Origin of the sequence: Bradyrhizobium sp. CCBAU 11361 (assembly GCF_028128935.1) — a bacterium.
In the GTDB taxonomy this organism is placed as follows: Bacteria; Pseudomonadota; Alphaproteobacteria; order Rhizobiales; family Xanthobacteraceae; genus Bradyrhizobium; species Bradyrhizobium niftali.
This window is the reverse complement of record NZ_LBJZ01000197.1, coordinates 194,035-220,955: the sequence shown is the minus strand read 5'-3', so window position 1 is coordinate 220,955 and position 26,921 is coordinate 194,035. Positions and strand designations below refer to the sequence as shown.

Genomic DNA, 26,921 nt, shown 5'->3' with positions numbered 1-26,921 from the left:
GAAGCAGACCGTCTGGACAGGGGCGAACTCATGGCTGAACTCGAAGTAGCGAACGGGATCGTGGTTCGTAGTCCCGACGATGTCGAAATCAGGATCGTTCAGGACGGTCCTGTCCGGCGAGGATTTCGCCGTGGGACTGCTAGCCAGATCAGTGGCGCCGATCAGCTCAGGGGGGCGTTGTCGGCGTCCGACTTCACCATCGCCGCCGAAGTCGAGATGGTGCCGACGCGCCCGGGAACGCGCGCGCTGCGACGGGACGCGTCGACGCCGACGCAGATCGAGGTCGAAGTCGGCCCGTCCGAAAGGGCGATGGTCCTGATCGAGGGAGCAGGCGGTGTCTATGCCTGGACCTATCCGCAGCCGGCGGGCCAACCGGCAAGGCGGCGTGGAGGTGGACAAGTTCTGGTATTTCCTCTGACGGCCGGGACGAGGGGGACGGCGCGCGGAACGCCCGCCGCAAGCGGCAAGCGCGGCCCCGTTCTCGACTGGGTGTCCGACAAGCTGATCGATCCGGTCCGTGCCTACGTGCTGAAGTTTGCCGCCCGAACGGCGATCGATGTGGCGACCGACTATATCGAGGGGGACAGGGAAGAGGGCATCGTGGTGATGGCCGGGCTCGATCCGGCCGCATGGACACCGGCGCGCTCGGCGCGGCCTCGACTGCCGCAGAACCGCCCGCTGAAGATCCTGCTCATGGTGCATGGCACGTTCTCGTCGACGGCGAGCGGCTTCGCGCAGCTTGCCGGTTCCGACGGCGGGAAGACGTTCCTGTCGAAGGCCAGTGCGCATTACGACGCCGTCCTCGGCTTCGATCACAAGACGCTGACGGTTGCCCCCCGAGAGAATGCGGGAGCTCTTGTTGCCGCACTGCAGGCGCTGGGCATTCCCGAGAAATCCTCGATCGACGCCGTCATCCACAGTCGCGGCGCACTGGTCTATCGCGTGGCCGAAAACCTGCTTGCGGACAAGCGGCCGGACATCCGGTTCGGCAAGGCCATCTTTGTCGGCTGCACCAATGCCGGAACGCATCTGGCCGAGCCCGAGAACTGGGCGGCGATGATCGACCTCTACACCAACGGGATCATGGCCGGCGTCCGCGCGGTTTCATTCCTCGCAGGAGGGGCTGCGCTGAGCCCCGTCGTGTCGCAGGGGATCAAGACCGTCGGCCGTTTCGTCCAGGCGTTTTCCGAAGTCGCCATCGACGAGGGCCGGGTGCCCGGACTTGCCGCGATGCGGCCAACAAGCGATCTCGTCAGGGAGTTGAACGGAGCGGCCGGTCCTCTCGACAGGCTCGCAGCCTATTTTGCGATCACGTCGAATTTCGTGGCGCAGGTCGCACCCGACAAGGGCGTGACGAAGGAGTTCGCCGAGTTCATTGCCGATCGCGTCACAAATCGCCTGTTCCAGCTCGACAACGATCTGGTGGTGGATACGGCGTCGATGACATCGTTCGGTACCCGTGGCCCGCGCCTTGCGAAGGACGCGACGTTTGCTTTCGGCGATACGGACGACGTCTTTCACACCACGTATTTTGCGACGGAAATCGTGCCCTCGAAATTGAGCGAGTGGCTGGATATTGGTGCACCTCGTCCTGATCGGGTCCCGGTGCAAATCGACCTGCAGGCGCCGCCGCGGCGATCGAGGCGGGGAGTGGCGTCCATCGTCGAACGCCTGCAGGAATCCAGTCCGGCTGCTCGCGAATGGGAAAGCTCCGGATCCGGCTCCATGTCGGACACGCTCACATTGCGACGGACGCGATCGCGCTCCGCTCCTTCGGCCAGGCCGCCCGGGCCACAGGCGCCTGCCGCAACTGACACGCCGCCCCCTGCATCGACGTCGCCGGGGTCACGAACCGCCGCCTGCTATTTCGCTGCGGAGATCGAGTCTCACCCGCCGCCGAAGAAGCCGGTCCCGCTGTTCGTCACGGTCTCCCGACAGAAGATCCAGGCCGCCGAGAGCCCGGCCTCGGCCGCGTTGGATGCGCCGGTCAACGTCGATACGGCTCGCAAGATCGTCGTCGAAATCATCGCGCGCAAGAATTGCCGGGTCATCGGAGACACCACCGTCGAGATCGACACGCCGCAGGACCGCAGAGCGGAGTCGCTCCGGTTCGTCGTGGAGGGCGCCGCGGAAGGCGCGGCCGACATCCTTGTCGAAGCACGGCAGGGCCCGCGCATTCTCGCGTCATTTGCCTTGGCCCCCGTGTTCGTCGACGCCGACAGCAAGACCTTGCGCCGGGGCCAGGTCGGACAGGCCATGGCGGCACATCCGGACGAGCCGGCGGTGCTGCGGATCTACGAGATCGTGGAGAGCGGCAAGGTGACGCTGCGCTTCGATCTTGCCTGCGTCGACCCGAACATCGCGGTTTCGGAATCGCGCACGCTTCCGGGCGGCTTCTCCCGCGATGTCTATGTTGCGGAGATTTTCAAGGGCATCGAGAGCTCGTGGCTTGCAACGAACCGCTTGTACGACCAGTTCCTGTCGCGCCTGCAGGCGAACGGAATCGTCATGGCAAACGAGCTGTTGCCGGACAGGGTCCGCGAGGCGTTGTGGACCCACCGCGACGCGATCCGCGCGATCCAGGTCATCTCGGAGGAGCCGTTCATTCCCTGGGAGCTGCTCTACATCAACGACCGGAAGTCCGGACCTGACGGGAAGGGCTTCCTCGCGGAATGGGGGCTGGTGCGCTGGCTGCACAGCACGCCGTGGCCTGGTCCGCAGCTCGCCATGCGCAATGATCGCGTCAACTACGTGATCCCGGCCTATGTCGATCCTGGTCTGCGGCTCGAAGGCGCCGATGCCGAGCGCCAGATGCTGGTCAAGCTCTTCGGCAGCCCGCGCGAGGTGCCGGCCGAGAGCATCGCCGTGACCAGCTTCCTGCAGAAGGATGCGAGGGAATGCGACGTGCTGCACTTTGCCTGCCATGGCGAGGCGGCACAGCGCGCGGTGATGACAGCCGACCTGTTGATGACGGGTACCGAGGTTGACGGCAATTTTGCGCAGGACTCGCTCTCGGCGGATCAGGTCAAGGCGTTTGCCCGCTTCGCGGAGAGCGGGCCGAATCCGATCGTTTTCATCAACGCCTGTCAGACCGGGCGCGCCGGGCGCGGCATCGGCGGAGGTGTCGCCGGTTTTGTCGACGCATTCCTGCGGCCGTACTCCGAACGCGGCGCGGGTGCGCTGGTCGGCGCGCTGTGGTCGGTCGACGACAAGCTGGCCTACAGCTTTGCCGAGGCGTTCTATCGTTCGCTCAAGCAGGGAGATGCGCTGGTTGACGCCGTCCGCGCCGCGCGCGAGGCCGCCAAGAACCGGAAGGAACTGACCTGGCTGGCCTATTCCGTGTATGGCAATCCGTTCGCGCGCGCCTCGGAAGCTCCCTAGCCGGAGCCGGGATCCATCCGTCGCCCTCTGCGTCCCGAGCTCGCGCCGGACCGGCTTACATGGACCTGACAGGGGCGGGAGGCCGGCCTGCCCGGCGTTTTTTCGCTGGCCGAAACCGGACGAATGGGGGAAGAGAGCGCAGATGCGGCGCGAGCCGTGCTGTGACACCGGAACATCCGGCGGGAAATGCGATGCGCCTTCTGATCGTCGAGGACAATGCCGAGCTGTCGCGGCTGGTTGCCAGCGGGCTGTCGGCGGCCGGCTACGAGAGCGACATCGTGAGCAGCGCGGCCGAGGCGCGCGAGGCGGTCGGCAGCGTCAGCTATGCCGCGATGATCCTCGACCTCGGCCTTCCCGACGGCGACGGCCTGTCGGTGCTGCGCGAGCTGCGCCGGCAGATGGAGCCGCTGCCGGTCCTGGTGCTGACCGCGCGCGGCGGCTTGCAGGACCGCGTCAACGGCCTGCGCAGCGGCGCCGACGACTATCTCGCAAAGCCATTCGCGATGGAGGAGCTGGTGGCGCGGCTGGAGGCGATCCTGCGCCGGCCGGGCCAGCTGCTCGGCCGCTCGCTGCGTTTGGCCAACCTCGTCTACGACACCGAGAGCCGCCAGATCTTCATCGACGACCAGCCGCGGATCATCTCCGCGCGCGAGGCCTCGGTGCTCGAGATCCTGCTGCGCCGGCAGGGGCGGGTGGTGCCGAAGAAGAACGTCGAGGACCACATCTTCGGCCTCGAGGGCGAGGTCGCCTCCAACGCCGTCGAGGTCTACGTCTCGCGGCTGCGCAAGCAGCTCAGCGAACACGGCGCCAAAGTCGTGATCCACACCATCCGCGGCGTCGGCTATCTCATGGCCGAGGAGAAATAGCGTGTCCGCCGCCCGGTCATTCGCCAGGCCGACGTTCAAATCGCTGATCTCGCGCATCGTGTTCCTGCACATCGTCGCGGTCGCGGTGGTTGCGATCTTCCTGCCGCTGGTGCTGTTCTGGCTGCTCAACTCCGAGGTCGACCAGCTGCATCGCGATGCCATGCGCGCCCAGGCCGAGGTGCTCGCCGAGCGCATCGTCCCGCAGGCGGACGGCACGTTGACGTTCAATCTGCCCGACAGTCTGAAGGGCCTCTATTCGGAAGCCTATGGCCGCTACCAGTACGACATTCGCGATGCCGACGGACGCGTGCTGTTCTCGTCGCGGCGAAAGACCGGTGATACCGCCCCGCCACGCTTGTCCGAGACGATTTCCGGTGCCGGCGTCAGCCGCGTGATCGAGGGCAGGACGGTGCGCATCCGCGTCGCCGAGGATCTTTCGCATCGCGACGTCATCATCGACGACATCATCTCGAACTTCTTCCGGCGGGTCGGGTGGATCACCATCCCGATCCTGCTGATCCTGCTCGCCACCGACATCATCATCTTCCGCCGTGCGGTTGCGCCGCTGTGGAAGGCCTCGGAGGAGGCCAGCAATATCGGCCCGGCGCGCACCGACATCCGCCTGCCGACGGAGCAGATCCCGCGCGAGATCATGCCGCTCGTCACCGCCGTGAACCAGGCGCTCGATCGCCTCGAGGACGGCTTTCGCGTGCAGCGCCAGTTCACCGCGGACGCCGCGCATCAATTGCGCACGCCGCTCGCGATCCTGCGCACCCGGATCGAGACGCTCGGCGACCGCGAAGCAAGGCAGGCGCTGCACGCCGACATCGAAGGCATGAGCCGCATCGTCGCCCAGCTGCTGGAGATCGCCGAGCTGGACACGCTGGTGCTCGATCCCGGCGAGACCGCCGACCTGCGCGCCGTCTGCACCGAGGTGGTCGGCGCGATCGCGCCGTTCGCGCTCGCCCAGCACAAGGACATCGCACTCAAGGGCACCGATGCGCCGGTACTGGTGCACGGCAATTCCGAGATGCTCCAGCGCGCGATCTTCAATCTCGCCGAAAACGCCATCAAGTTCACCGCAAAGGACACCTCGGTCGATGTCGAGGTCGGTGACGACGGCGTGGTGCGCGTGCGCGATTGCGGCCCCGGCATCGCGGACGCCGAGCGCGAGCTGATCTTCCAGCGCTTCTGGCGCGCCGACCGCCAGCGCAGCGACGGCGCCGGTCTGGGCCTGTCGATCGTGCGCGGCGTGGCGGACGATCATGACGCGACGGTTGCGGTGGAGAATCTTCCCGGCGGCGGTGCGGAGTTCACGCTGCGCTTCAGGTTGGCAGACATGACGCAAGCCGCCGTCTAAGCCTAAAGTCGTAGGATTGAAATGGCGGCAAGGCCCGCCATTTCGTCTCTCGCCCCCTGATCCGGATGGAAATCGGCGCCGCAATGTTCCATGCTGGCGTCCAAGCCTCGGCAAGAAGGCCCAGAATCACAATCCATCAGGGCAGGAAATCATGAAAAGAAGAGACTTCATCAAGGTCACAGGACTTGGTGCGGCCGGCGCCGCCACGCTCGCGGCTCCCGCGATCGCGCAGTCGATGCCGGAAATCAAATGGCGCATGCCGACGAGCTGGCCTAAATCGCTCGACACGCTCTTTGGCGGCGCCGAGATGATGTGCAAGATGGTCGCCGAGGCGACCGACAACAAATTCCAGATCCAGATCTTCGCGGCCGGCGAGATCGTGCCGGGCCTCCAGGTGCTCGACGCCGTCCAGAACGCCACCTGCGAGATCGGCCACACCGCGTCCTATTATTATTTCGGCAAGGACCCGACCTTCACCTTCGGCTCAGCCGTGCCGTTCGGCCCCAACATGCGCATCAACCAGGCCTGGTACATGCAGGGCGGGGGACGGGAAGTCCTCAACGAGTTCTACAAGAGCTACAACGTCGTCTCGCTGCTCGCCGGTAACACCGGATGCCAGATGGGCGGCTGGTTCAGGAAAGAGGTCAACACGCCCGAGGATCTCAAGGGCATGAAATTCCGCATCGGCGGCTTTGCCGGCCGCGTGCTCCAGAAGCTCGGTGTGGTGCCGCAGCAGCTCGCCGGTGGCGACATCTATCCGGCCCTGGAGAAGGGCACCATCGACGCCGCCGAATGGGTCGGTCCCTATGACGACGAGAAGCTGGGCTTCTACAAAATCGCGCCGCACTACTACTATCCCGGCTGGTGGGAGGGCGGTCCGATGTTGCTGGCCTTCGTCAATCTCGACAAGTGGAATGCGCTGCCGAAATATTACCAGAGCGTGCTGGAGCAGGCCGGCCACTACGCCAACAATTACATGATGGCACGCTACGACACAGCCAATCCGCTCGCATTGAAGAAGCTGCTCGCGGGCGGCGCCAAGCTGCACGCCTTCTCGCCGCCGATCATGGAGGCCTGCTACAAGGCCGCCAAGGAGCTGCACGCCGAAGTCGGTGCGACCAACGCCAACTTCAAGAAGGTCCACGACTCTCTCGCCAAGTTCACCGGCGATGGTTACGCCTGGTTCCAGGTCGCGGAAGTCGGCTACGACATCTTCATGGCGCGGCGGTCGCAGAGCTGATCGCGCCATCTGTCGCGTGCTGCGCCCCGAAGCGACGGCGTCGGGGCGCTGCTGTCGCGGCGCGCTGCCGTTCCTTGAAACGGCAGTTCCGTTGCTTGTCGTGATGGCGTCGCAGCTGGTTTGACGATGGTGATCGAATACGTGTCGTGAAATCGCGACGCGCGTGTTCGAAGCCTCGAGGTCCGTCTACCCCCCGATGTCGTACTGCTTGCTGAGGTGATCGCCGATCTGGACCAGCATGGCGACACACTCGGGATAGCCGGGCCGATCGGAAGTGGCCTGATCCGCACTGGCTCGAAACTCCCAGGAGTCGCCATCGCGAACGATGGAAATCGCCATTCCATCGGGACAGTCGGCGTGAACCTTCAACTCGGCCCTCGCCATTGCGATCAGTTCGCCTTCAGTCTTGACCGGCCTGCTCATGAAGCTCGTCCTTCCGTCCTGGAACAGAGATTTGCCCATATCCGGCAAATTAGCAAACAAGTCCTGGATAGTAACTGATCCATGTCATCGGGATCAGACGTTCACCGGCGGTGGACTCGGGTTTGGCATCCGGCCGCTATTTCAGCTTGCCTGTGGACAGGTCCATGATCATGCGCGTGGCCAGATAAAGCCGCGGCACGATGCTGTTGATCTGCACATATTCGGCATCGTTGGAGTGCGCGCCGAAGCCCGACAGGCCCATGCCCTCCACCACGGCTCCGCTGGTCTTGAGCGCGGCAAACGCGGCGTCGGTGCCCCCGCCGGTCGCCTTTTCGTCGACTTTGAGGGACAGTCCGATCTCCCCATAGATCGTCTTGCCGTAGGCCGCGACGCGGCGCGAGGCGTCGTTGGCTTCCAACGGCGGACGACGCACCTCGAATTTCAGCTCGACCCTGGAGTCGGGCAGCAGGCGATTCTTGATCTTCTCGTGCAGTGCCTTCTGCAACTCGTCGAAATCGGCGACCTTGAGCGCACGCGCATCGGCCTGGGCCGTGGCGTCGGCCGGGATGACGTTGCGGTTGGTGCCGGCCTTGGAAACCGTCCAGTTCAGCTTCAGGCCCTGCTCGGGTTTGGACAGGTCCTTCATCTGCAGCACCTGGTGCGAGAGCTCGTACAGCGCGTTGACGCCGCCCTCGGGCCGCGCGCCCGCGTGAGAGGACTTTCCCTGCACCGTGAGATAGGCCGAGCCGATGCCGCTGGTGGCGAGGCGCAGCGTGCCGTCGGTGCCGCCGCCTTCGAACGAGAACACCGCGTCCTGATCCGCGGCGAATTTGGTGATGGTGCTGCGCCAGCCGGGCGAGGAGATCTCCTCGTCCCCATTGGTGAGCACCGTGAGCGTGCCGTAATCCTTGAAGTTGAGTTTCTGGAGCATCGCCACGGTATGGAGAATGAGCGCGACGCCCTGCTTGTCGTCGGCAATGCCGAGGCCGTAGGCCTTGTCGCCGTCGACGCGGAACGGTTGGTCCTTCAGCATGCCCTTCAGGTACACCGTGTCCATGTGGGCGATCAGCATGATCTTCTTGCTGCCGGTGCCCTTGAACACGGCGTGCACGGCCGGGCCGATTGTCTCGGGCGTGTCGTCGAGGCGATAGATGTCGGTGGGGCGCAAAATCTCCACCGTGCCGCCGAGCTGCTTGAGCTGGCCGGCGACGCGCTCGGCGATCTGGTTCAGGCCGTCGATGTCCTTGCTGCCCGATTCGATGCCGACGAGATCGCGCAGCGTGTCGAGCAGCGGCTGCTGCTCCTTTTGCGCCAATGCATGGACATCGGTCATCGGTTCCGCATGCGCAAACGTTGCGGCACATGCCAGCCAGAGCGATGCGATCAAGGGAGTGAGCGACGGAGCAGGGTGGGATCGGGACATACGCGGCGGTCCATCAGTTGGAGGATGGCCCGGTATGCCCGTGTTTGCGGCGCGTGTCACGTGCGCGGACGCGCGCGTCATCAACCGCCGAGGCGGAACATGACGGCGATGGTTATGGCCGCTACTTCTGCGGTGGGCCGAGATCCAGCGGTGGCAGCTCGATCTGCGGCACCTCGATCTTGACCTTGTCGAGATCGACGTTGAGGGGCTTGTCAAGCAGGCCCGTCACGGTGACTGGGAAGATGATCACGAGCATCACCATGATCAGCTGGAGGCCGATCCAGGGCATCGCGCCCCAGTAGATGTCGGAGCTCTTCACTTCCTTCGGCGCCACGCCGCGCAGGTAGAACAACGCAAAGCCGAAGGGCGGATGCAGGAACGAGGTCTGCATGTTCACGCAGAGCATCACGCCGAACCAGATCAGCGCCGCGTCCGGTCCCACCACGGGGGCGAGGATCTTCTGCGCGATCGGCGCGATCATCGGCAGGATGATGAAGGCGATCTCGAAGAAGTCGAGGAAGAAGGCCAGGAAGAAGATGAAGAGGTTGATGAAGATCAGGAAGCCCCAGACGCCGCCGGGCAGCGAGGTCAGGAGGTGCTCGAGCCAGACGCCGCCGGATACGCCGAGGAACACCACGGAGAAGCAGGTCGAGCCGATCAGAATGAAGGTGACCATGCAGGTGAGGCGCATGGTGGACTGGTAGCCCTGCGTGATCAGGTCGCGCAGGTCGGGGATGCGCGCGGCCCGGATGCAGATCCACGCCACCGCCAGATAGGTAAGGGCGAAGGCGAGCTTGAAGATCAGATTCTCGCTGTACATCATCGCGATGATGGTGCCGATGCCGGCAGCGATCACACCGAGGATCAAGATCTTGCGGTCGGTCGAGGTGAAGTCCTTGTGGTGGATCGCGGCGAGCACGATGGCGCCGACGGCACCCATCGCGCCGGCTTCGGTCGGCGTGGCAAGGCCCATCATCATGGTGCCGAGCACGACGAAGATCAGCACGGCCGAGGGGATGATGCCCATCAGGCACTTCTTCCACAGCGGCCAGCCGGTCAACGTGCGCGCCTCCTTCGGCACCGGCGGCACGTGGCCCGGCTTGATCAGGCCGAGGATGAAAGTGTAGCCGGCGAACAGCATGATCTGGAACACCGAGGGGCCCCAGGCGCCGAGATACATGTCGCCGACCGACTTGCCGAGCTGGTCGGCGAGCACGATCAGCACCAGCGAGGGCGGCACCAGCTGCGTGATCGTGCCGGAGGCCGCGAGCACGCCGGTGATGTAGCGCATGTTGTAGCCGTAGCGGATCATCACCGGCATCGAGATCAGCGCCATGGCGATCACCTGCGCGGCCACCGTGCCGGTGATGGCGCCGAGGATGAAGCCGACGATGATGACGGAATAGCCGAGACCACCGCGGATCGGGCCGAACAGCTGGCCCATCGAATCCAGCATGTCCTCAGCCAGCCCGCATCTCTCCAATATGGCGCCCATGAAGGTGAAGAACGGGATCGCGAGCAGGAGCTCGTTGGAGAGCACGCTGCCGAACACGCGGCCGGGAATCGCCTGGAGGAAGTTGAGATCGAAGAAGCCGAGATGGATGGCGAGGAAGCCGAAGGAAAGGCCGACGGCCGCCAGCGTGAACGCGACGGGGAAGCCGATCAGCATCGCCAGAACCAGGCCGCCGAACATCAACGGCGGCATCATCTCCAGCGTAATCATTGGGTCGGCCTCTCGTACTTGGCGTCGATCGTCACATAGCCCTGGAGAGCCGCGATACGCTTGATGACTTCGGAAACACCCTGGAGCGCCAGCATCACGAAGCCGGCGGGGATCACGAACTTGATCGGCCAGCGGATCAGGCCGCCGGCATTGGCCGACGTCTCGCCGACGCTATAGGCCTGCATGAAGAACGGCCAGGACAGATAGGCAAGCAGGAGACAGGAGGGGATCAGGAAGAACAGCGTGCCGATCATGTCGAGCCAGAGCTGGCCCCGCTCGGACAAGGTCAGGTAGAAGATCTCGACCCGCACATGCTCATTGCGCTTGAAGGTGTAGGCCGAGCCGAACATCACGAGGATGGCGAACATGTACCATTGCAGCTCCAGCCAGCCGTTCGACGAGTCGTTGAAGGCGTAGCGGATCATGGCGTTGGCCGCGCTGACCAGGCACGCCAGGAGCACGAGCAGGTTACAGACGTACCCAATCTTTTCGTTGAGGGCGTCGATGGCGTTGCTGAGCGCCAGCAATGGACGCATCTTACTTTCTCTCCGTCGCGGCCTAACACTTCACGGGAGGCTTCAGCACACATCGCTCGGCTCGCGTGCAAGATGCACACGACCGCACGGATTGCATTCCGGAGCGATTGCGGCGTCAGTCCTCCCCTCGTGCCTTGCCGTCTTGACCGCGACCGCCAACGGGCGGGCCGGCTTATGTTGCCGGGCAAGCAAAGGCGGTCGCACCAAATCAGTGGCTTCACGTGCCGTCAATCGGAAAATGGACAAATTGACGCGCCGTCAAAAGCTTAGGTTAGCGGGGAGGGGCCGATCTTCAGCCGCCGGTGACGCTCATGTGCCTGGAGACGCTGGGGCGGTTGTGGCGGCGGTCGATGATGAAATCGTGGCCCTTGGGCTTCAGCCCGATGGCGCGGTCGATCGCATCCGCAAGCAGCATATCGTCGTCCGACGCACGCAGAGGTTTGCGCAGATCGGAGGCATCCTCGTGGCCGAGGCAGGTGTGCAGCGTGCCGGTGCAGGTAATGCGCACCCGGTTGCAGGATTCGCAGAAATTATGGGTCATCGGCGTGATGAAGCCGAGCTTGCCGCCGGTCTCCGCAATGCTGACATAGCGCGCCGGGCCGCCGGTGCTTTCGGCGAGGTCCGTCAGCGTGAATTGCTGGGAAAGGCGCGCGCGCACCAGCGACAGCGGCAGATACTGGTCGATCCTTCCCGCGCCGATCTCGCCCATCGGCATGACCTCGATCAGCGTCAGGCCCATGTTCTTGCCGTGCGCCCAGCGCATCAGCTCGGGAAGCTCATCCTCGTTGAGGTTCTTCAGCGCCACCGCGTTGATCTTCACAGCGAGTCCTGCGGCCCGCGCGGCCTCGATACCTTCCAGCACCTTGTCGATCTCGCCCCAGCGGGTGATCTCGCGAAACTTCCTGGGATCGAGCGTGTCGAGCGAGACGTTGATGCGGCGCACGCCGCAATCGGCAAGCTCCCGGGCATACTTTGCCAGCTGCGTGCCGTTGGTGGTTAGCGTCAGCTCGCCGAGGGCGCCGCTCGACAGGTGGCGCGACAGCGAGCGCACCAGCGTCATCACGTTGCGGCGGACCAGCGGCTCGCCGCCGGTGAGCCGCAGCTTCCTCACGCCCTTGGCGATGAAGGCCGAGCAGAGCCGGTCGAGCTCCTCCAGCGTCAACAGGTCCGCCTTGGGCAGGAACGTCATGTCTTCCGACATGCAGTAGAAGCAGCGCAGGTCGCAGCGGTCCGTGACCGAGACACGCAAATAGCTGATGGTCCGCCCGAACGGATCGGTCATGGCGCTCGACAGCGCTGCGCGGGGATTCGCGGAAGATCCGTTCATACCAAATGCCTTGTCACTGACGGCGACGGGCGCATCTTTGCTTCAACGGTGCCCTCGAAGCAATCTAAGCATCGCGGTGCCTGAGGACAATTGGGGGCGATAACGGAGGTCAGCGCTTGCCCGCGTTCGGATCGGGGAAGGGCGAGTCTCCAGCGGCCGGTGCGGCTGTTGCGGGCGCGGCTGCGGCCGGTTTCGGCTTCTTCGGCCGGTGCGGCTTCCTCACCGGCTTGGGCGGGGTGGCCGGCTGGAGTTCCGCAAACACCGGATTCGGATCGGTGGTGACCGAGGCGGGCGTGGCGAGATCGCCGGGGTTCTTGATGATGTTCACCGGGATGCTCGCCGGCTGGTACTTGGGCAGCGCGAAAGCAACCGTGAACGGGGCATCGGGGGCGGGAACGGAGACCGAGCAGGGGGTCTTGCAGCCCGGGCCGAGCGAGGTCCTGGCGTCAGCCCCCGGAGGGTTGGATTCGAGCTGGACCTGCACCGTCGGCGGCGCCGACTTGAACATGTCCCAGGACATTGAGGAGCAACCACCAAGACTTGTTGCCCCCAGGAGACTCGCTCCCGCTAACGCAATCGCGCTGACACGACGCATGACCATCCACTTCTACTGCGACGAACCGCCACATCCCCGACCGACCTTAGGAGCGTCGTTTGGGGCAGGCAACCGGCGGGATGCGCATAGTTAATAGTTGGTTAACGCGGGGTATCTTCAGGATTTTTGTGGAATTTCAGTGGCTTGCCGAGGTTCGCGCCGTCATCAGGCTATGGGCTGCGGCCGGCAGGTCGCGCATGTGATGGATCAGCCGGTCCGGCTTCAGCTCGGCGATCGGCACGTCCGTGTAGCCGAAGCTGACCCCGATCACGGGCACCCCGGCGCGCCGGGCCACGCCGACATCGGTTCCGGCATCGCCGACCATGATGCTGGCTTTGACCTCTCCGCCGGCGCGGGCCACCGTTTCCCGGAAAATGGCCGGATCCGGCTTCTGGACGCCAAAGGTGTCGGCGCCGCAGATCGCCGCGAAGCGGCGGCTGAGGTCGAGCTGGTCCAGCAGGCGCTTGGACAGCCATTCCAGCTTGTTGGTGCAGACCGCAAGGCGATGGCCTTGCGCCGCAAAATGGTCGAGCGCGGCCTCCAACCCCTCGAAAGGCCGGGATTCGACCGCGATATGCTCGGCGTAATAGGCGATGAAATCCGCCGTCATCCGGTCCATGTCCGAAGGCGTCACGGTGCGGCCCTCGGCCTCCAGGCCCCGCTCGATCAGCTTGCGGGCGCCGGCGCCGATCATGTTGCGGGCCGACTGCATCGGCACGGGCGGCAGGCCTTCGCGGTCGAGCACGTAATTCAGCGCGGTGATCAGGTCGGGCGCCGTATCCACAAGCGTGCCGTCGAGATCGAAGACGATGGTGTGAGGGGAGGTCATGGTCCAAGCGCTATCGGTCCGGCCCTGCCGGCGCAAGGGGCGACGCCATAAGATCAGCTTATAGGCCTGTTCCCGCGCGGAAAACGAGGCTACATAGGCCGCCGCAAGCGGCCACGATCGGCGGCGCATTCGTGACTTCAAAGGCGGGCGCAAACGTGAATATGGACCAGTTGAAACGGCAGGCGGCGGCGCGCGCTCTGGAAGAGGTGCGGGACGGCATGCAGCTCGGGCTCGGCACCGGCTCGACCGCCAAGCATTTCGTCGAGTTGCTCGGCGAGCGCGTCGCGGCCGGGCTCAAGGTGATCGGCGTGCCGACCTCCGAGGCGACGCGCCTCGATGCGGAGCGCTGCGGCGTGCCGCTGACCACGCTCGACGAGATCGACCATCTCGACATCACCGTCGACGGTGCCGACGAGATCGATCCCGAGCTCAACCTGATCAAGGGCGGTGGCGGTGCGCTGCTGCGCGAGAAGATCGTGGCGGCCGCATCGGATCGCATGATCGTGATTGCCGACGACACCAAATGGGTGCCGACGCTCGGCCGCTTCCCGCTGCCGATCGAGGTCATCCCGTTCGGGCTCGGGGCGACGCGCCGGGCGATCGAGACGGCATTTGCCGCCTGCGGCGTTTCCGGGCAAATGGCGGTCCGCAAGGCCAAGGGCGGGGCGGAGGACAGCCACGTTTTCGTCACCGATGGCGGCCACTGGATCCTCGATGCCCAGCTCGGACGAATTGTCGATCCGCCCGGCCTCGCCAAGGCGTTGAGCGTGATCCCAGGCGTGGTCGAGCATGGGTTGTTCATCGGCTTGGCCAGCTCGGCTGTTCTGGCGGGTGGCGAGGGAATTCGCGTGATTGAACGGCGAAAGCCGAAAGGAGACTAGGAATGAAGAGCGTTTTGAAGTTGCTGCCCGCTGCGGGCCTTGCCTTGGGGCTGGCTTTTGGCGCGGTCCCGGCCGCGGCACAGCAAGCAGCCGCGCCCAAGGCCTCGCCCGCGGCGATCGCGTCGGCCAGGGAAATCCTGAGCATGAAGAACGCCACCGCGATGTACGCGAACGCGGTGCCCGGCATGGTCGAGAAGGTCAAGGCGACGCTGATCGGACAGAACCTCAACTACCAGAAGGACCTCAACGAGCTGGCGCCGGTCGTGGCGCAGCAGCTGGCCGGCCGCGAGAAGGAGATCGGCGAAGGCATGGCGCAGGCCTATGCCGCCCAGTTCAGCGAGCAGGAGCTCAAGGACCTCGTCACCTTCTACAAGTCGCCGCTGGGCAAGAAGCTGATCGAAGCCGAGCCGCGCGCCATCGACCAGAGCATGAAGGTCATGAATTCGTGGGCACAGAGTTTCTCCGAAACCATTGCGAGCGCGTTTCGCGCCGAGATGAAGAAGCGCGGCAAGGAAATGTGACGAGGACGCGGGGCAGGAAGGTCGGAGTGGACAATGGCTGAATTCGACGTCGACCTTTTCGTCATCGGCGGCGGCTCGGGCGGCGTGCGCGCCGCCCGCATCGCGGCCGGCCACGGTGCCCGCGTCACGATCGCGGAAGAGTACCGCATGGGCGGCACCTGCGTGATCCGCGGCTGCGTGCCGAAGAAGCTGTTCGTGATCGGCTCGCATGTCCGTCACGAGATCGAGGACGCCGCCGGCTTCGGCTGGACCATCCCGTCCATGAGCTTCGACTGGGCGACGCTGATCGCCAACAAGGACAAGGAGATCGCGCGGCTGGAGGCGGCCTACACGACGAATGTCGAAAAGTCCGGCGCGCAGATCGTCAAGAGCCGTGCGGTGATCGAGGACAAGCACACCGTCCGCCTGCTCGAGAACGACAAGAAGATTACCGCAAAGTACATTTTGATCGCCACCGGCGGCGCACCCAACCACGGCGCCTCGATCCCCGGCATCGAGCACGTGATCTCCTCCAACGAGGCGTTTCACCTCAAGAAGCTGCCGAAGCGGATCGTGATCCAGGGCGGCGGCTATATCGCCCTGGAATTCGCTGGCATCTTCGCGGGCTACGGCTCCGACGTCACCGTGATCTACCGCGGCGACAACATCTTGCGCGGCTTCGACGAGGATGTCCGCGCCCATGTCCGCAGCGAGATGGAGAAGCAGGGGATCACCATTCTCACCGGCTGCACGGTGGCGAGGGTCGATCGCCATGGCGAGGAATTCACCACGCACCTGTCGAACGGCTCGAGCGTGGCGTCCGACCAGGTGATGTTCGCGATCGGCCGCCATCCGGCCGTCGCCAATCTCGGCCTGGAGAAGGCCGGCGTCGCCATCAATCCGAAGAACGGCGGCATCGCGGTCGACCATTTTTCCAAGAGCTCGGTCGACAGCATCTATGCGATCGGCGACGTCACCCATCGCCACAATCTGACGCCGGTCGCGATCCGCGAGGGTCATGCGTTCGCCGACACCGTGTTCGGCAAGCGCGAGGTGAAGGTGGATCATTCCTCTATCCCGACTGCGGTGTTCTCGCAGCCGGAGGTCGGCACCGTCGGTCTGACCGAGACCGAAGCGCGCGCGCAGTTCAGCCACGTCGACATCTACAAGACGACGTTCCGTCCCATCAAGGCGACGATGTCCGGCCGCGACACCCGTGTTCTGATGAAGCTCGTCGTCGACGGCTCATCCGACCGCGTGCTCGGCTGCCACATCGTCGGTGACGCCGCCGCCGAGATCACCCAGGCGGTCGCGATCGCGGTGAAGATGAAGGCGACCAAGGCCGATTTCGACGCGACAATTGCGCTGCATCCGACCGCCGCCGAAGAGCTCGTCACCATGCGCACCCCGACCGCGCGCCACGTGCGTCAGGCGGCGGAGTAGGGGTGTTAGGCGGCCTCCGCGGGGCCGCCTTGATTCGTTGTCGACGCTTCGACGCGGGCCTGGCCTGCGGCGCCAATTGAGAAGCGGTTTCTCGGGATCGCGCTCTGGCGAATGTCGGGTGAGGCACCATATTCAGGATATCGCTTGCACAGACACCACAGGCGCCGGTGACAGAGAGACGCTGCCGCGCTCCCGCCACAAACAGGAGGCGCGCAATGAACGTCTTGCTTTATCCTCTGCACCTTTGCCGCAAGTTCGAACGTCACTGGAGCCCGAAGGTGATTCAGGACGACGGCCAATCGCCGCCGTCGCAAAGAACGGACGGCTGTACCGCCTGCGGGCGGCTCGTCATGGTTCCCGTGCACTCGACCTATTTGCCCACCGGGAAACTCATCAATCAGTGGCGGTGCCCGGTGTGCCGGAACGCCTGGCAGTCCTCTGCAGATCCTGCGAGCAGCACGGATCTCGAAGCGAGCCGGTCCGAGCATCTTCGCGAGAACGCCGGACATTGCCTCACCCTCGAAGGCACTGCTTCCGACGACACAGCGCGCCAGCAGTTCAGGCGCATGGGCGATGCCTGGCTCGCTCTCGCGGACACGCAGGATTGGCTCGACGGCGTGACGCGGCCGGTCTCGCGACCTTCGCCGCGAGGCGCGCAAGCCTGATCCCTTCGACCCTCCCGATGCACCCCAAGGGCATTTGTCATGATTGAGACGCGCAACCGCTTGGGCTCAACGGTCGATCATTGCGCTAAATGAGATCTCGACGGCCCGCTCCGGCGGGCCGTTTTTTGTGCGCTACGCGTATAGATACCCGACCGGCTTGCCTTCGGTGCGCAGGGGACGGACGTCCTTGTGCGTGATGATTTGACCGGCGAGGCCGTCGATCTCGTCGCGCTGCGTCGGGGTCCAGCTGCGAAGGTCGTTCATGCCCTTGAGCAGGCCGAGCCGGAGGACCTGGGTGTTCTCACCGACGCCAATGAGGATGATCGAGCTCTTGCCGGCCGTCACCACGTCGCCGGCAGACAGTTCAAACGTCTCGCCGGACTTGGTCTTGAATTCGGCCGTGCCGCGGATGACGCGATAGATCACGACCTCGCCCTTGGCGAACGAGGTGCCGTCCACCGCCGCCGACGTGCTCTTCGGCAGCAGCGACTGGCCGGGCGGGTCGGTTGCGATGATGTGGCCGGTGACGAGATGCCCGCTCGGCACCTCGATGCCGATATCGCGAACATGGACCGGCATGGCCGATTTGACCGAGCCGTCGGTGAGCGGCTTGAACAGCGCATCCAGCGCCAGCGGGTCCTGAAGCCAGAAGCCTGCATCGGCGGGACGATCATGCAGAGGATGGCTCCAGGCCACGCGTGGCGTCTCGGCCTCGTTGATCTGGCTCGGACCGACGATGGTCGGGTTCGGAAAGGTGGTGGGATCGGTGATGAAGGCTTCGAGGAATTTGCCCGAATAGCCCATCGAGATCGGATCGGGCACCACCGTCTGCGGTGTCTTCAAATTCTCTTCGGTCGACAGGCCCGACCAGGTGTAGAAGAGCTGGCGGTGCACGATCGCGCTTTGCAGCATCACCGCGCCGGGGCCGACACTGTAGAAGCGCCCATCGTAGTCGAAGGTGAATGCGCCCGAGGTGACCAGCACGAGCTGAAAGCCGCCGGGCGGAAGATGAAGATGGAAATCGGTGGGGCCGGTGTCCGGGCGGTAGATCGGCAGATTGGTCGCGACTTCGTGCAGCAGGAAGGTTTCGTTGTTGGCGTGAAAGCCCTCGTTGGCGCGATTGTAGAGGGCTTGCGGCCGGTAGGTCGCCTCAAACTTCGCATTCTTGTCGCGGTCGATCGCAACGAAGTCCTGATCGTTCAGGCGAAGGGGCGTGCCATTCGGACGGGTGAGGCCGGTGAATTTGAGATCGCCCGCAGCATGCACGTTCATGGCATTCTCCGATCTGATCCGCTCGTCCCGGCTGCCCTGGTGGCGAGGGCGGGGACTTGGGCCTGATGTGGCTCTGCGAATTTTGGGCCAGTTCGGTTGCGGGGCAGCAAGCGGCCCCCGCGGCTCCGGATAGCGAGACCGGACAGCAGAAAATCCAGTGGTTCCGCCGAAGGTTAGACCGCGCGTTGCGCGCGATTGACCGACCGTCCTGCCGAACCTCGCGATCTCGCGAAGGTGACCCAGATTGTCTAATTTGTCGGCAAGCCCTGACGGGCAGCGTGCAGGGCATGGCTGCTCCCGCGTGCAACCGCGGAACGCATTCGGCTCGGCGGGATTAGGCGTCCTAGGTTGCCTTTTTGAACCGAGACAGCAGTTCTCGTCCGGCGCTAACCCGGGAGTTTCCATGCAAGACGGCTACGCAAGGCCGCAGGAGGCCGCCCGCTACATTGCGGAGATCTGCACCGAGCTGCGCGAGATCGCGCATACGGCCGGACTTTCATTCCTGGCTCACCTGCTCAGCATGGTGATCCTGCAAGCCGGAAGGCATTGCAGCACCGAGGCACAGGAATTCCGTAAGACGTCCGAAGCCGCTCATTCGAACGACTGAAGCGCGCTGCGCTCGGGCTTGCCGGAGGGGCTGTCCGCCCACTTCGCCATTTCCATGGTTCGCGCATCGACACCTTCGCACCAGAAGCAGCTTGATTCTGTCGCGCCCTTCTCGGACAGGATGGGCACCAGGCCGCGGCCACAGCCGGCGCAACAGGTGATGTCGGTCATGCGTTTCTCCAAGACACTGTACAGGACTCTGTACAAGACACGGCAAATTCCGGAATGCCGTTATCGTTCCCAAGGCTTGCGCGGAGGCTATGCCGATGCAGAAGCGGTGCGTCCCGCCGGAGCGCTCGTCCCTGATATCGTCGATGTAGCAATCCATTGTGACACGGCCGCGATGTCGTTGCCGCTTTCACGGTAGGCGCGAAGCTGGAATTCCGCCGAGCTGCCGCGTTCCACGATGGTGCGGCAATGCTCGACCTCGGACGCGCAATTCAACGCATCCGCGTCCTCGGCGATGCCGTCGATCAGGCGGGAGAGCAGTTCCGAGATGGTGACCGGCCCGTCCTTCGAGGCAAAGATGCAATCGGTGCCGTAGCGCTGGGCGCGCCATTTGTTCTCGACCGCGATCGCGCGCTCGACAACCGTGACCTCTCTCGACAGATGGGGCCGCCGATACAGACGCCGCGTCAGGCAGCGATAGAGCGAGGCAATGGCAACGGCGTCGTCGACGAAGGTGCAGGTGTCGGGCGCGCGAAGCTCGAGGGTCGGATGCTTCATGGAAGGGCGCATCGCCCACCAGATGTGACTCTCGTCGGGGATCACGCCGGAGCGCTGCAAGGCGCCGACATACTCGTCGTAATCATACCTGCTCTCGAACAGTTCGGGCAGGCCGGTGCGCGGCAGCTCGGAATAGGCCGCCAGGCGGTAGCCCTTCAGGCCCGTCTTGTGCGAGTTCCAGAACGGGGAGGACGCCGACAGCGCGATGAACAGCGGCAGATGCGGCAGCATCGCGCGCATCACCGCCATGCGCTTCTCGGGATCGGGCAGCTGGACGTGCACATGCATGCCGCACATCATGTTGCGGTGGCCGATGCTGCGCAGATCCTCGATCATCTCCTCGTAGCGCGGCTTCGGGCTCGGTTGTGACATGCGCCAGACGGCGGTCGGATGCGTGCCGCAGGCCATGATCACGAAGCCGTACTGGGCGGCAACGTTGGCGACTTCGCGGCGGAGAAAGCGGAGCTCCTCGCGCGCGTCGTTGACGTCGACATGAACGTTGGTGGCGACCTCGAGCTGGGATTGCAGCATCTCCCGCATGGCCTGGCCGCCGGTCGACCAGTTCGCGGACTCGAACAGCTCGTTGGGAGTCTGGATCGCAACCTCCAGGCTGCGCCGATCGGCGAGGAAATATTCCTCCTCGATGCCGAATGAATATTCTGCGGCCTTGCCGCGACCGCCGGCCGAGCGAATGACGAGGTGCTGCTTGTCGTCGGAGGAATCGAGACGCAGCAATTTCAAAACGTCCGAAGTAAATGTCATCGTGCCACCCGGCGAAGGCATTACCTGCGGACAATAATCCTCCTGGCGGGGGCGGGTTCCGCGTCGGACCCGCTGGAAATTGCAAGGTTGAACGGAACAATTTTCGCACTTTCGGACGCGCGCGCGATCAGGGCGTGATTCGGCGGCACCTCCGTCCAGTCCGATTCCTTGTCGAACGGCTCGGACACGACGATGACCTGGCCACCGGCCTCACGGAAATAGAGCGTGTTGGCGGCATCGTTGACCGCAACGCGAAACGCATAGAGATCCCTGCCGTTGGCGATCGCGCTGGTGAAGCGCAACCGCTCGCGAAGCTGGCCTTCGTTGACGAGACCGACAAGCGATTGCAGTACGGCTTGCGTTGCTCGAAGCGGGTCGTTGTCGAGGCCGGCGCCCATGATGGCGAGGAACACGGCTTCGGAGTCGGTCGTCCCCAATCGCGACGGATAATAGGCATCCGGGATCAGCGCCTCGACCTTGCGCCGCAGCCGGTTCCAGCTGCCGACGAATCCGTTGTGCATGAACATCCACTGACCGCAGGCGAAGGGATGACAATTCTGCCGCGTCACCGCCGTGCCGGTGGCGGCGCGCACATGGGCGAAGAAGAGGTGCGAGCGCAGATGACGGCAGAGGTAGCGCAAGTTTTCATCCGACCAGGCGGGGCGCGTTTCACGGTAGAGGCCCGGCTCCGGATGCTCGCCATACCAGCCGAGCCCGAACCCGTCGCCATTCGAGCCCGCGGTGGACTGGAGCGAGCGGATGCTTTGCGCGATCAGCGAATGCTCGGGCTCGGTGACGTAAGGTTCGAACGAGGTGGTCTCGCCCCGGTATGCGATCCAGCGGCACATGCAGGTTCCAGTCGGGCAGTGGATGCGTCGTGAGGTGCACCAACAAGCCTGATGGCAGGATGGTTCCCATCACCCCTACATGCGAATCAGGACGCCGCCGCCGACCTCCATCTGTCGCAAATGTGCTGAGACCTGTGCGCACGCCAATCTGCATCCAAATCGAATTGTTAGCTCGTTGGACGTTGTTAGACGTTGCGAGGGGAGCCTTGCCGCCGGAGTTCTGCATCATCAGATGAGGGCGTCGGACAGTTTCATTCAGGATCGGAGACCGAGATGGATGATCGAGCCAGATTGGCGGCGCTCCGGAGCCATTGGGATGCGTCGGACGCGAACGATTTTGAGGCCGAGCACGACATCTATCGCGAGGATGCCGTGCTCGACTACCCGCAGTCGGGCGAGCGCATCCATGGCCGCCGGAACATTCAGGAGAGCCGTTTCGTGCAGCCGAATAGCAAGCGCTTCACGGTCCGGCGGATCATCGGCGGCGGCGATCTCTGGGTGAGCGAATTCGTGCTGACATATGACGGCGTGCCGTCCTACGTCGTGAGCATCATGGAATTCCGCGACGGACTGGTGGCACACGAAACGCAATATTTCGGCGACCGGTTCGATCCGTCACCCTCGCGCGCGCATCTTGTCGAGCGGGTGAATTGAAGGGGGCGACGCTGTCGCCGACACTCCGTCATTGCGAGCGCAGCGAAGCAATCCAGAGTCTTTCCGCGGAGGGATTCTGGATTGCTTCGCTGCGCTCGCAATGACGGCGTTGACGTAGTTGCGTGCCCAAACGAGGCTCCCGTGCCCCGGACGCAGCGCAGCGCTTCTTCAGCGGTGCGCTGCGGAGCCGGGGCCCATGCAGCGGCGAATGCGTGGCTGTCTGGGTCCCGGCTCTGCGCCGCAACGCTGAAGGCGTTGCAGCGCGTCCGGGACATGAGACAATCAGCAAAGCTGCTTAACCAAATCCGGCACCATGGAACCGATGCGGCGGCTGGTCGCAGTCGCCTCGCCTTGATTCCGACAGGCCCATCTTTATCTGTGAGCAGAACAAGAATCCGGGCCCCTCTGGCGAGGCCGCCGACGAATGTCGGCCAACCTCGCGATGTCGGATGACCTGTCCCGCGCGAATGCGATGGATCGGCCGATCGTCGGGCCTTCTCTGTTTCCCTCCGGCCCAATCGTCCCCATCGCAGCTCCGCGCGGCCATCTCGCAACGTTGAGGAGCATCGATGTCTGACGCCAAAAACTCCAACCCGATCGCACTTGAGATTGCCGAACCGTCCAGCCTCAATGAGCAGGCTGCGGCGGCGCTGATCATCGCCGGCGCGCTTGTCGCGGTCGCCGACCGGCGTGTCTCGCCGGTCGAGCGCGACGAGGTGATCCGCTTCATCAGGGATCGCGGTTTGGCGCCGCATATCGGCGACGACCGATTGTTCGCGATGTTCGACGAGCTGGCGGAACGTTTGGAGGAGCCGGACTTTGCCAATGTGGTGATCGACACGCTGCGGCCGGTCTCGAACATGCCGCTCTCGTCCCATCTGATGGAGCTGTCGGAGCGCGTTGCGGCCGCGGACGAGGACGTGCATCCCCATGAGGTGCAGGCGATCAAGCTGCTGCGGCTGCTGACGTTGGTATTGCCGCGCGCCAAGCAGGTCGGACCGGGTGCGGCAGGCACCCTCCCAAAGGAGTGAGCATGAGCGCGACATCGGACGAGCATACGACCGGAACCGCGGGCACCACCGGCCAGATAGCCGGCGGTGATCCGCGCCTCGACAGGCTCGTCCATCGTCTGCCGCCCCGCATGGGCGACACCGTCACCTATCTGCTCAAGCCGTCCAGCCGCTGGGTGAGGATCCCCTCCGGCGCGCTGCTCATCGTCGGCGGCGTGTTCTCCTTCCTGCCGGTGCTCGGCGTCTGGATGCTGCCGCTCGGTCTCGCATTGCTCGCCGAAGACGTGCCTGCGCTGCGCTCCGCCCGCTCGAAGGTGTTCGACTGGATCGAACGCCGCAAGCCGCAATGGTTCGAACCGTCCGCACCGAAAATTGATCAATCATGACTGAGTTCATCACCGCCGACGCGCTGTCGGCGCTGCTCCAGGTTGTCCTGATCGACCTCGTGCTCGCCGGCGACAACGCCGTCGTCATCGGCCTTGCCGCTGCCGGCCTGCCGGCCGGGCAGCGCCGGCGCGCCATCGTCGTCGGTATCGTCGCGGCCACGGTCTTGCGCATCGTCTTTGCCGGCATCGCGACCCAGCTCTTGCAGGTGATCGGCCTCCTGCTCGCCGGCGGCGTGCTGCTGCTCTGGGTGTGCTGGAAGATGTGGCGCGAATTGCGCGAGCAGGCCGGGCACGGCAGCGCGCTTGCGTTCAGCCATGGCGGCGGAAGCGCGGCATCGGCGCCGCGAAAGACCTTCGGCCAGGCCGCCTTGCAGATCGTCGCCGCCGACGTCTCGATGTCGCTCGACAACGTGCTCGCGGTCGCGGGCGCGGCGCGTGAGCATCCCTACATCCTCGCGTTCGGACTGTTGCTGTCGGTCGCGATGATGGGCGTCGCCGCCGATCTGCTCGGCCGGGTGTTGCAGAAGCAGCGCTGGATCGCCTATGTCGGTCTCGCCATCATCGTCTACGTTGCCTTCGAGATGATCTATCGCGGCTCGCTCGAGCTCGCGCCCGTCATCGCGAGTCTCTGAGGCGACGATTCCTGCCTGCAATCCGGAGTGATCCATGACGTCTGAACCCAAGGCAGCTTCGGCGGCGCCCGTGCCGCCGCCGGCGATCGGCCTGGTCGCCCAGCTGATCTTCGGCTCGCGCTGGCTGCAGGTGCCGCTCTATGTCGGCCTCATCATCGCACAGGGCGTCTACGTGCTGCTGTTCCTCAAGGAGCTCTGGCACCTGGTCCTCCACTCGTTCGACGCCAGCGAGCAGCAGATCATGCTGGTCGTGCTCGGACTGATCGACGTCGTCATGATCTCGAACCTGCTGGTGATGGTGATCGTCGGCGGCTACGAGACCTTCGTCTCGCGGCTGAACCTGAGCGGCCATCCCGACGAGCCGGAATGGCTCAGTCATGTCAACGCCAGCGTGCTCAAGATCAAGCTTGCGATGGCGATCATCGGCATCTCCTCGATCTCGCTGCTGCGGACCTTCATCGAGGCAGGAAATCTCGGCACCACGCGCAGCAATTTCACCGAGACCGGCGTGATGTGGCAGGTCTTGATCCACCTGACCTTCATCATCTCGGCGATCGGCATCGCCTGGGTCGATCGCCTCAGCGAGAGCGGTCACCGCAAGGAAGTGGGGCACGGCTGAGCGCGGCGCAGCGCGTTTGACCGAAGCTGTCTCAGAGGTACGGGCTCTCGTCCTTGAAATCACGGGCCTGCGCCAGCGTCCCGGACGGCATCTCGCCGAACGTCGCCTTGTAGAGTTTCGAGAATTCGCCCATGTGCCAGAAGCCGTTCGCGAGCGCCGCGGCCTTCACCGTCATTCCGTCACCTCCGGTGATGAGCTGCGCGCGGGTCGACCACAGCCGCTTCAGCCTGAGATAGTAATGCAGGCTGACGCCATGCACGGCCTGTGTCGCGCTCTGGAGCGTGCGGACGGAGACGCCGAGCGCATTTGCGAGGTCGCCGCTGTACAGCGGGATGCCGCCGGACAGCGTGGCCGCCTCGTCCAGCCGTGCGACCAGCTTGCAATGCTTGTCGTACGACCCGCGCCGGAGATGTCGAGCGTCAATGGGGGCAAGGGCGGCATCGAGCCCCGCGAGAAGCCTTTCCTGGATCGGCCGGTCGATGGCTTCGAATTGCCTGGGATCGTTGCAGCGCGAGGCCAGGCAGAACATGTCGAGAATGGCCGCGCGCACGCGCGCCATCGTGTCGGCGTTGAGGCGCGTGAATTCGAGCCCGGTGTCGTAGTCCGCCCAGCCGCGATGGCGCATGTCGGAGTTGAAGCGCAGCATCAGATAGGTGTTGGCGTGATGCTCGACCGCCTCGGTGGGCACCTTGCCGCGCACGATTCCGATCATCGAATTGTCGATCTCGCGCCCGTTCGCGATCGAGTGGGAGGCGAGCGGGATGACGAGGCCGACGCCGTGATCGGTGCCGATGTTGGCCTGAAGGCGCCGGGCGAAGGTCCGCTGCAGCACGAACAGACCATCCTGGAGCGGCAGGATGGCGCGGTGCAGCGAGACCTCGCGCGGCTCGAGCGGCGTGCTGATGCCGCCGCCCAAAACCTCGCTCGGACGAAAGGATTCGAAGTCGCTGTAGCGCTCGATGCTCAGGACTCGCGACGGCTTGAGCCAACGTACCGGCATCTCGGGATCCCAGTGACCTCAGGCGTTCGGCGTGTGCCGGCGCGTCCTCGATCTCGCGGGCGCGACATCGGCCGGGAATGCTGCCGGAGCAACCTTGCTTCAGGCAAGTCCGCAAGACCACGGGTCGCGTGGTCGCATCCACGCTGCGCCGGCTTGGCGGCGGCGCCGCGACGTCACGACGTCTGCGGATAGGCCGCGTTCTCGCGCCGCTCGCGCTCGCCCAGCTCGCGCACCAGCTCCTGGAGAAAGGATTCGATGAAGGCGGGCAGGGTGCGCTCGGCGCGAACATAGATGCCGAGGTCGGACCAGACCGGGCTGCCGGCGTTGTCGAGCGGCAGGAAGACGAGCTGGCTGTCGCGCGACAGCCGGCCGATGCCGAGCTGGGTCTGGAAGGCGACGCCGACGCCGCGTGCGGCGAGCTCGCGCATCAGGTCGATCGAATTGGCCTGGATCGCCGGCTCCGGGGTCTCGGAGAGCTGTGCGATCAGCGGCTGGAGCAGATGATAGATCGACAGCTCCGGCAGCGCATTGATGACGGGGAAGGCGAGGCATTGCTCCAGCGTCACCGTCTTGCGGCGCGCCAGCGGATGCTCGCGCGACACCACCGCGCCGAGGCGAAACCGCTTCAAGGCGACCTGCCGCAAGTCCGGCGGATGGCGGAGCGCCATGGCGATGCCGATGTCGGCCTCGCCGCGGCTGAGGGCCTCCAGCACGTCCGACGATCCCTTCACCTCGGTGGTGAAGCTGACGCGGCGGGCGCGGCCGCGATGTGAGGCGATCAGGTCCGGCAGCACCGATTCCGTCAGCGACTCGATGCAGGCGATGCTGACGGTGCCGCGCCAGGTGCCCGACAGGGACGCGACGTCCGAGCGGAAGCGGTCGAGGTCCTGGAGCACGTTCATGACATGCCGGGCCAGCATCTCGCCGACCGTCGTCAGCGTCAGCCCGCGCGCATTGCGCTCGAATAGCGGTGATCCAACCTCTTGCTCTAGCTTGAGAATCTGGCGGCTGACCGCCGAGGAGGCGACGTTCAGGACGCGTGCCGCGGCCCGGATCGAGCCGGTGCGGCGGACGGCGTGGAAATACTGGATGGCCGGTGAGTGAAATCGCATGGGTCCCCCGGCACGGACTATAGCCGTTGCCGAAACGGCATCAACATGTACGAAATTCTCTGCTTTTCGAGAGCGCTGGTCCCCCCTAGGTTCGCCGCCGGC

The 26,921-nt window shown here is 64.7% G+C and carries 27 protein-coding genes; 14 read left to right on the top strand and 13 right to left on the bottom strand.

Annotated features, from left to right (window positions below):
• Nucleotides 1–30: 30 nt before the first annotated feature.
• From XI08_RS39175 to XI08_RS39160, 4 genes are all read left to right on the top strand, one after another.
• Nucleotides 31–3,381, top strand: a complete 3,351-nt coding sequence (locus XI08_RS39175) for a DUF7379 domain-containing protein (RefSeq protein ID WP_271578518.1) — start codon at nucleotides 31–33, stop codon at nucleotides 3,379–3,381.
• A 191-nt stretch (nucleotides 3,382–3,572) separates the two neighbouring features.
• Nucleotides 3,573–4,247, top strand: a complete 675-nt coding sequence (locus XI08_RS39170; protein ID WP_027544547.1) for a response regulator transcription factor — start codon at nucleotides 3,573–3,575, stop codon at nucleotides 4,245–4,247.
• Between the two features lies 1 nt (nucleotide 4,248).
• Complete coding sequence (locus XI08_RS39165; protein ID WP_271578517.1) at nucleotides 4,249–5,607, top strand: sensor histidine kinase; 1,359 nt, start codon at nucleotides 4,249–4,251, stop codon at nucleotides 5,605–5,607.
• A gap of 151 nt (nucleotides 5,608–5,758) precedes the next feature.
• On the top strand, nucleotides 5,759–6,847 hold the full coding sequence (locus XI08_RS39160) for a TRAP transporter substrate-binding protein (RefSeq protein WP_027544545.1): 1,089 nt from the start codon (nucleotides 5,759–5,761) through the stop codon (nucleotides 6,845–6,847).
• 186 nt (nucleotides 6,848–7,033) lie between these two features.
• Here XI08_RS39160 and XI08_RS39155 read toward each other — a convergent pair whose 3' ends face one another.
• From XI08_RS39155 to XI08_RS39125, 7 genes are all read right to left on the bottom strand, one after another.
• On the bottom strand, nucleotides 7,034–7,270 hold the full coding sequence (locus tag XI08_RS39155) for a hypothetical protein (protein WP_027544544.1): 237 nt from the start codon (nucleotides 7,268–7,270) through the stop codon (nucleotides 7,034–7,036).
• A gap of 136 nt (nucleotides 7,271–7,406) precedes the next feature.
• Entirely contained in the window at nucleotides 7,407–8,693 is a 1,287-nt protein-coding gene (locus tag XI08_RS39150; RefSeq protein ID WP_271578516.1) for a M20/M25/M40 family metallo-hydrolase, read from the bottom strand.
• A 121-nt stretch (nucleotides 8,694–8,814) separates the two neighbouring features.
• Nucleotides 8,815–10,416, bottom strand: a complete 1,602-nt coding sequence (locus tag XI08_RS39145; RefSeq protein ID WP_027544542.1) for a TRAP transporter large permease — start codon at nucleotides 10,414–10,416, stop codon at nucleotides 8,815–8,817.
• Complete coding sequence (locus XI08_RS39140; protein WP_011086532.1) at nucleotides 10,413–10,952, bottom strand: TRAP transporter small permease subunit; 540 nt, start codon at nucleotides 10,950–10,952, stop codon at nucleotides 10,413–10,415. Before XI08_RS39140 ends, XI08_RS39145 begins: the two co-directional genes overlap by 4 nt.
• 292 nt (nucleotides 10,953–11,244) lie before the next feature.
• On the bottom strand, nucleotides 11,245–12,279 hold the full coding sequence (gene moaA, locus XI08_RS39135; RefSeq protein ID WP_027544541.1) for a GTP 3',8-cyclase MoaA: 1,035 nt from the start codon (nucleotides 12,277–12,279) through the stop codon (nucleotides 11,245–11,247).
• A gap of 109 nt (nucleotides 12,280–12,388) precedes the next feature.
• Nucleotides 12,389–12,874: a hypothetical protein gene (locus tag XI08_RS39130; protein ID WP_271578515.1), complete on the bottom strand. Its 486-nt coding sequence runs from the start codon at nucleotides 12,872–12,874 to the stop codon at nucleotides 12,389–12,391.
• A 136-nt stretch (nucleotides 12,875–13,010) separates the two neighbouring features.
• Nucleotides 13,011–13,703, bottom strand: coding sequence for an HAD family hydrolase (locus tag XI08_RS39125; RefSeq protein WP_271578514.1), 693 nt, complete (start codon nucleotides 13,701–13,703; stop codon nucleotides 13,011–13,013).
• 155 nt (nucleotides 13,704–13,858) lie between these two features.
• On the opposite strand from XI08_RS39125, the gene rpiA reads away from it, so the two are divergent.
• The 4 genes from rpiA to XI08_RS39105 all read left to right on the top strand — a co-directional run bounded on the left by rpiA (nucleotide 13,859) and on the right by XI08_RS39105 (nucleotide 17,192).
• Nucleotides 13,859–14,584 (top strand): ribose-5-phosphate isomerase RpiA, encoded by a 726-nt coding sequence (gene rpiA, locus XI08_RS39120; RefSeq protein WP_271578513.1) that lies wholly within the window; start codon nucleotides 13,859–13,861, stop codon nucleotides 14,582–14,584.
• Between the two features lie 2 nt (nucleotides 14,585–14,586).
• Entirely contained in the window at nucleotides 14,587–15,105 is a 519-nt protein-coding gene (locus tag XI08_RS39115) for a DUF2059 domain-containing protein (protein ID WP_135173979.1), read from the top strand.
• 33 nt (nucleotides 15,106–15,138) lie between these two features.
• Nucleotides 15,139–16,527 carry a glutathione-disulfide reductase gene (gene gor, locus XI08_RS39110; protein ID WP_271578512.1) on the top strand — a complete coding sequence of 463 codons (1,389 nt, stop codon included), beginning with the start codon at nucleotides 15,139–15,141 and terminating at the stop codon, nucleotides 16,525–16,527.
• A 215-nt stretch (nucleotides 16,528–16,742) separates the two neighbouring features.
• Complete coding sequence (locus tag XI08_RS39105; RefSeq protein WP_271578511.1) at nucleotides 16,743–17,192, top strand: hypothetical protein; 450 nt, start codon at nucleotides 16,743–16,745, stop codon at nucleotides 17,190–17,192.
• 132 nt (nucleotides 17,193–17,324) lie between these two features.
• On the opposite strand, the gene XI08_RS39100 is transcribed toward XI08_RS39105, so the two are convergent.
• Nucleotides 17,325–18,464, bottom strand: coding sequence for a hypothetical protein (locus XI08_RS39100; RefSeq protein ID WP_271578510.1), 1,140 nt, complete (start codon nucleotides 18,462–18,464; stop codon nucleotides 17,325–17,327).
• 403 nt (nucleotides 18,465–18,867) lie between these two features.
• Here XI08_RS39100 and XI08_RS39095 point away from each other — a divergent pair, with 403 nt between their 5' ends.
• Nucleotides 18,868–19,071 (top strand): hypothetical protein, encoded by a 204-nt coding sequence (locus tag XI08_RS39095; protein WP_027544531.1) that lies wholly within the window; start codon nucleotides 18,868–18,870, stop codon nucleotides 19,069–19,071.
• Here XI08_RS39095 and XI08_RS39090 read toward each other — a convergent pair.
• The 3 genes from XI08_RS39090 to XI08_RS39080 form a co-directional block, all read right to left on the bottom strand.
• Nucleotides 19,056–19,241, bottom strand: a complete 186-nt coding sequence (locus tag XI08_RS39090; protein WP_135173972.1) for a hypothetical protein — start codon at nucleotides 19,239–19,241, stop codon at nucleotides 19,056–19,058. The genes XI08_RS39095 and XI08_RS39090 overlap by 16 nt on opposite strands.
• A gap of 87 nt (nucleotides 19,242–19,328) precedes the next feature.
• Nucleotides 19,329–20,558, bottom strand: coding sequence for a carboxylate-amine ligase (locus XI08_RS39085; protein WP_271578509.1), 1,230 nt, complete (start codon nucleotides 20,556–20,558; stop codon nucleotides 19,329–19,331).
• Nucleotides 20,559–20,578: 20 nt separating this feature from the next.
• Nucleotides 20,579–21,406, bottom strand: coding sequence for a class II glutamine amidotransferase (locus XI08_RS39080; RefSeq protein WP_027544528.1), 828 nt, complete (start codon nucleotides 21,404–21,406; stop codon nucleotides 20,579–20,581).
• 273 nt (nucleotides 21,407–21,679) lie between these two features.
• On the opposite strand from XI08_RS39080, the gene XI08_RS39075 reads away from it, so the two are divergent.
• The 5 genes from XI08_RS39075 to XI08_RS39055 all read left to right on the top strand — a co-directional run bounded on the left by XI08_RS39075 (nucleotide 21,680) and on the right by XI08_RS39055 (nucleotide 24,707).
• Nucleotides 21,680–22,060, top strand: coding sequence for a nuclear transport factor 2 family protein (locus XI08_RS39075; RefSeq protein ID WP_271578508.1), 381 nt, complete (start codon nucleotides 21,680–21,682; stop codon nucleotides 22,058–22,060).
• A gap of 569 nt (nucleotides 22,061–22,629) precedes the next feature.
• Nucleotides 22,630–23,091 carry a tellurite resistance TerB family protein gene (locus XI08_RS39070; RefSeq protein ID WP_271578507.1) on the top strand — a complete coding sequence of 154 codons (462 nt, stop codon included), beginning with the start codon at nucleotides 22,630–22,632 and terminating at the stop codon, nucleotides 23,089–23,091.
• Between the two features lie 2 nt (nucleotides 23,092–23,093).
• A complete protein-coding gene (locus XI08_RS39065) occupies nucleotides 23,094–23,456 on the top strand; it encodes a hypothetical protein (RefSeq protein ID WP_271578506.1) in 363 nt (120 codons plus the stop codon).
• The gene (locus XI08_RS39060; RefSeq protein WP_027544524.1) at nucleotides 23,453–24,088 is read left to right on the top strand and encodes a TerC family protein; all 636 of its coding nucleotides are present in this window, start codon (nucleotides 23,453–23,455) and stop codon (nucleotides 24,086–24,088) included. Before XI08_RS39065 ends, XI08_RS39060 begins: the two co-directional genes overlap by 4 nt.
• A gap of 34 nt (nucleotides 24,089–24,122) precedes the next feature.
• Entirely contained in the window at nucleotides 24,123–24,707 is a 585-nt protein-coding gene (locus XI08_RS39055) for a TIGR00645 family protein (protein WP_027544523.1), read from the top strand.
• A 31-nt stretch (nucleotides 24,708–24,738) separates the two neighbouring features.
• On the opposite strand, the gene XI08_RS39050 is transcribed toward XI08_RS39055, so the two are convergent.
• Both XI08_RS39050 and XI08_RS39045 read right to left on the bottom strand, forming a co-directional pair.
• The gene (locus XI08_RS39050; protein ID WP_271578505.1) at nucleotides 24,739–25,707 is read right to left on the bottom strand and encodes an AraC family transcriptional regulator; all 969 of its coding nucleotides are present in this window, start codon (nucleotides 25,705–25,707) and stop codon (nucleotides 24,739–24,741) included.
• A gap of 173 nt (nucleotides 25,708–25,880) precedes the next feature.
• Nucleotides 25,881–26,819, bottom strand: coding sequence for a LysR family transcriptional regulator (locus XI08_RS39045; protein WP_271578504.1), 939 nt, complete (start codon nucleotides 26,817–26,819; stop codon nucleotides 25,881–25,883).
• Nucleotides 26,820–26,921 lie beyond the last annotated feature (102 nt).

Bases quoted from the DNA above. Each gene is read 5' to 3' on its own strand.
- XI08_RS39175 (WP_271578518.1), top strand. From the start codon at position 31: ATGGCTGAACTCGAAGTAGCGAACGGGATCGTGGTTCGTAGTCCCGAC.
- XI08_RS39170 (WP_027544547.1), top strand. From the start codon at position 3,573: ATGCGCCTTCTGATCGTCGAGGACAATGCCGAGCTGTCGCGGCTGGTT.
- XI08_RS39160 (WP_027544545.1), top strand. From the start codon at position 5,759: ATGAAAAGAAGAGACTTCATCAAGGTCACAGGACTTGGTGCGGCCGGC.
- XI08_RS39155 (WP_027544544.1), bottom strand. From the start codon at position 7,270: ATGAGCAGGCCGGTCAAGACTGAAGGCGAACTGATCGCAATGGCGAGG.
- XI08_RS39150 (WP_271578516.1), bottom strand. From the start codon at position 8,693: ATGTCCCGATCCCACCCTGCTCCGTCGCTCACTCCCTTGATCGCATCG.
- XI08_RS39145 (WP_027544542.1), bottom strand. From the start codon at position 10,416: ATGATTACGCTGGAGATGATGCCGCCGTTGATGTTCGGCGGCCTGGTT.
- XI08_RS39140 (WP_011086532.1), bottom strand. From the start codon at position 10,952: ATGCGTCCATTGCTGGCGCTCAGCAACGCCATCGACGCCCTCAACGAA.
- moaA (WP_027544541.1), bottom strand. From the start codon at position 12,279: ATGAACGGATCTTCCGCGAATCCCCGCGCAGCGCTGTCGAGCGCCATG.
- XI08_RS39130 (WP_271578515.1), bottom strand. From the start codon at position 12,874: ATGCGTCGTGTCAGCGCGATTGCGTTAGCGGGAGCGAGTCTCCTGGGG.
- XI08_RS39125 (WP_271578514.1), bottom strand. From the start codon at position 13,703: ATGACCTCCCCTCACACCATCGTCTTCGATCTCGACGGCACGCTTGTG.
- XI08_RS39115 (WP_135173979.1), top strand. From the start codon at position 14,587: ATGAAGAGCGTTTTGAAGTTGCTGCCCGCTGCGGGCCTTGCCTTGGGG.
- gor (WP_271578512.1), top strand. From the start codon at position 15,139: ATGGCTGAATTCGACGTCGACCTTTTCGTCATCGGCGGCGGCTCGGGC.
- XI08_RS39105 (WP_271578511.1), top strand. From the start codon at position 16,743: ATGAACGTCTTGCTTTATCCTCTGCACCTTTGCCGCAAGTTCGAACGT.
- XI08_RS39100 (WP_271578510.1), bottom strand. From the start codon at position 18,464: ATGAACGTGCATGCTGCGGGCGATCTCAAATTCACCGGCCTCACCCGT.
- XI08_RS39095 (WP_027544531.1), top strand. From the start codon at position 18,868: ATGCAAGACGGCTACGCAAGGCCGCAGGAGGCCGCCCGCTACATTGCG.
- XI08_RS39090 (WP_135173972.1), bottom strand. From the start codon at position 19,241: ATGACCGACATCACCTGTTGCGCCGGCTGTGGCCGCGGCCTGGTGCCC.
- XI08_RS39085 (WP_271578509.1), bottom strand. From the start codon at position 20,558: ATGACATTTACTTCGGACGTTTTGAAATTGCTGCGTCTCGATTCCTCC.
- XI08_RS39080 (WP_027544528.1), bottom strand. From the start codon at position 21,406: ATGTGCCGCTGGATCGCATACCGGGGCGAGACCACCTCGTTCGAACCT.
- XI08_RS39075 (WP_271578508.1), top strand. From the start codon at position 21,680: ATGGATGATCGAGCCAGATTGGCGGCGCTCCGGAGCCATTGGGATGCG.
- XI08_RS39070 (WP_271578507.1), top strand. From the start codon at position 22,630: ATGTCTGACGCCAAAAACTCCAACCCGATCGCACTTGAGATTGCCGAA.
- XI08_RS39065 (WP_271578506.1), top strand. From the start codon at position 23,094: ATGAGCGCGACATCGGACGAGCATACGACCGGAACCGCGGGCACCACC.
- XI08_RS39060 (WP_027544524.1), top strand. From the start codon at position 23,453: ATGACTGAGTTCATCACCGCCGACGCGCTGTCGGCGCTGCTCCAGGTT.
- XI08_RS39055 (WP_027544523.1), top strand. From the start codon at position 24,123: ATGACGTCTGAACCCAAGGCAGCTTCGGCGGCGCCCGTGCCGCCGCCG.
- XI08_RS39050 (WP_271578505.1), bottom strand. From the start codon at position 25,707: ATGCCGGTACGTTGGCTCAAGCCGTCGCGAGTCCTGAGCATCGAGCGC.
- XI08_RS39045 (WP_271578504.1), bottom strand. From the start codon at position 26,819: ATGCGATTTCACTCACCGGCCATCCAGTATTTCCACGCCGTCCGCCGC.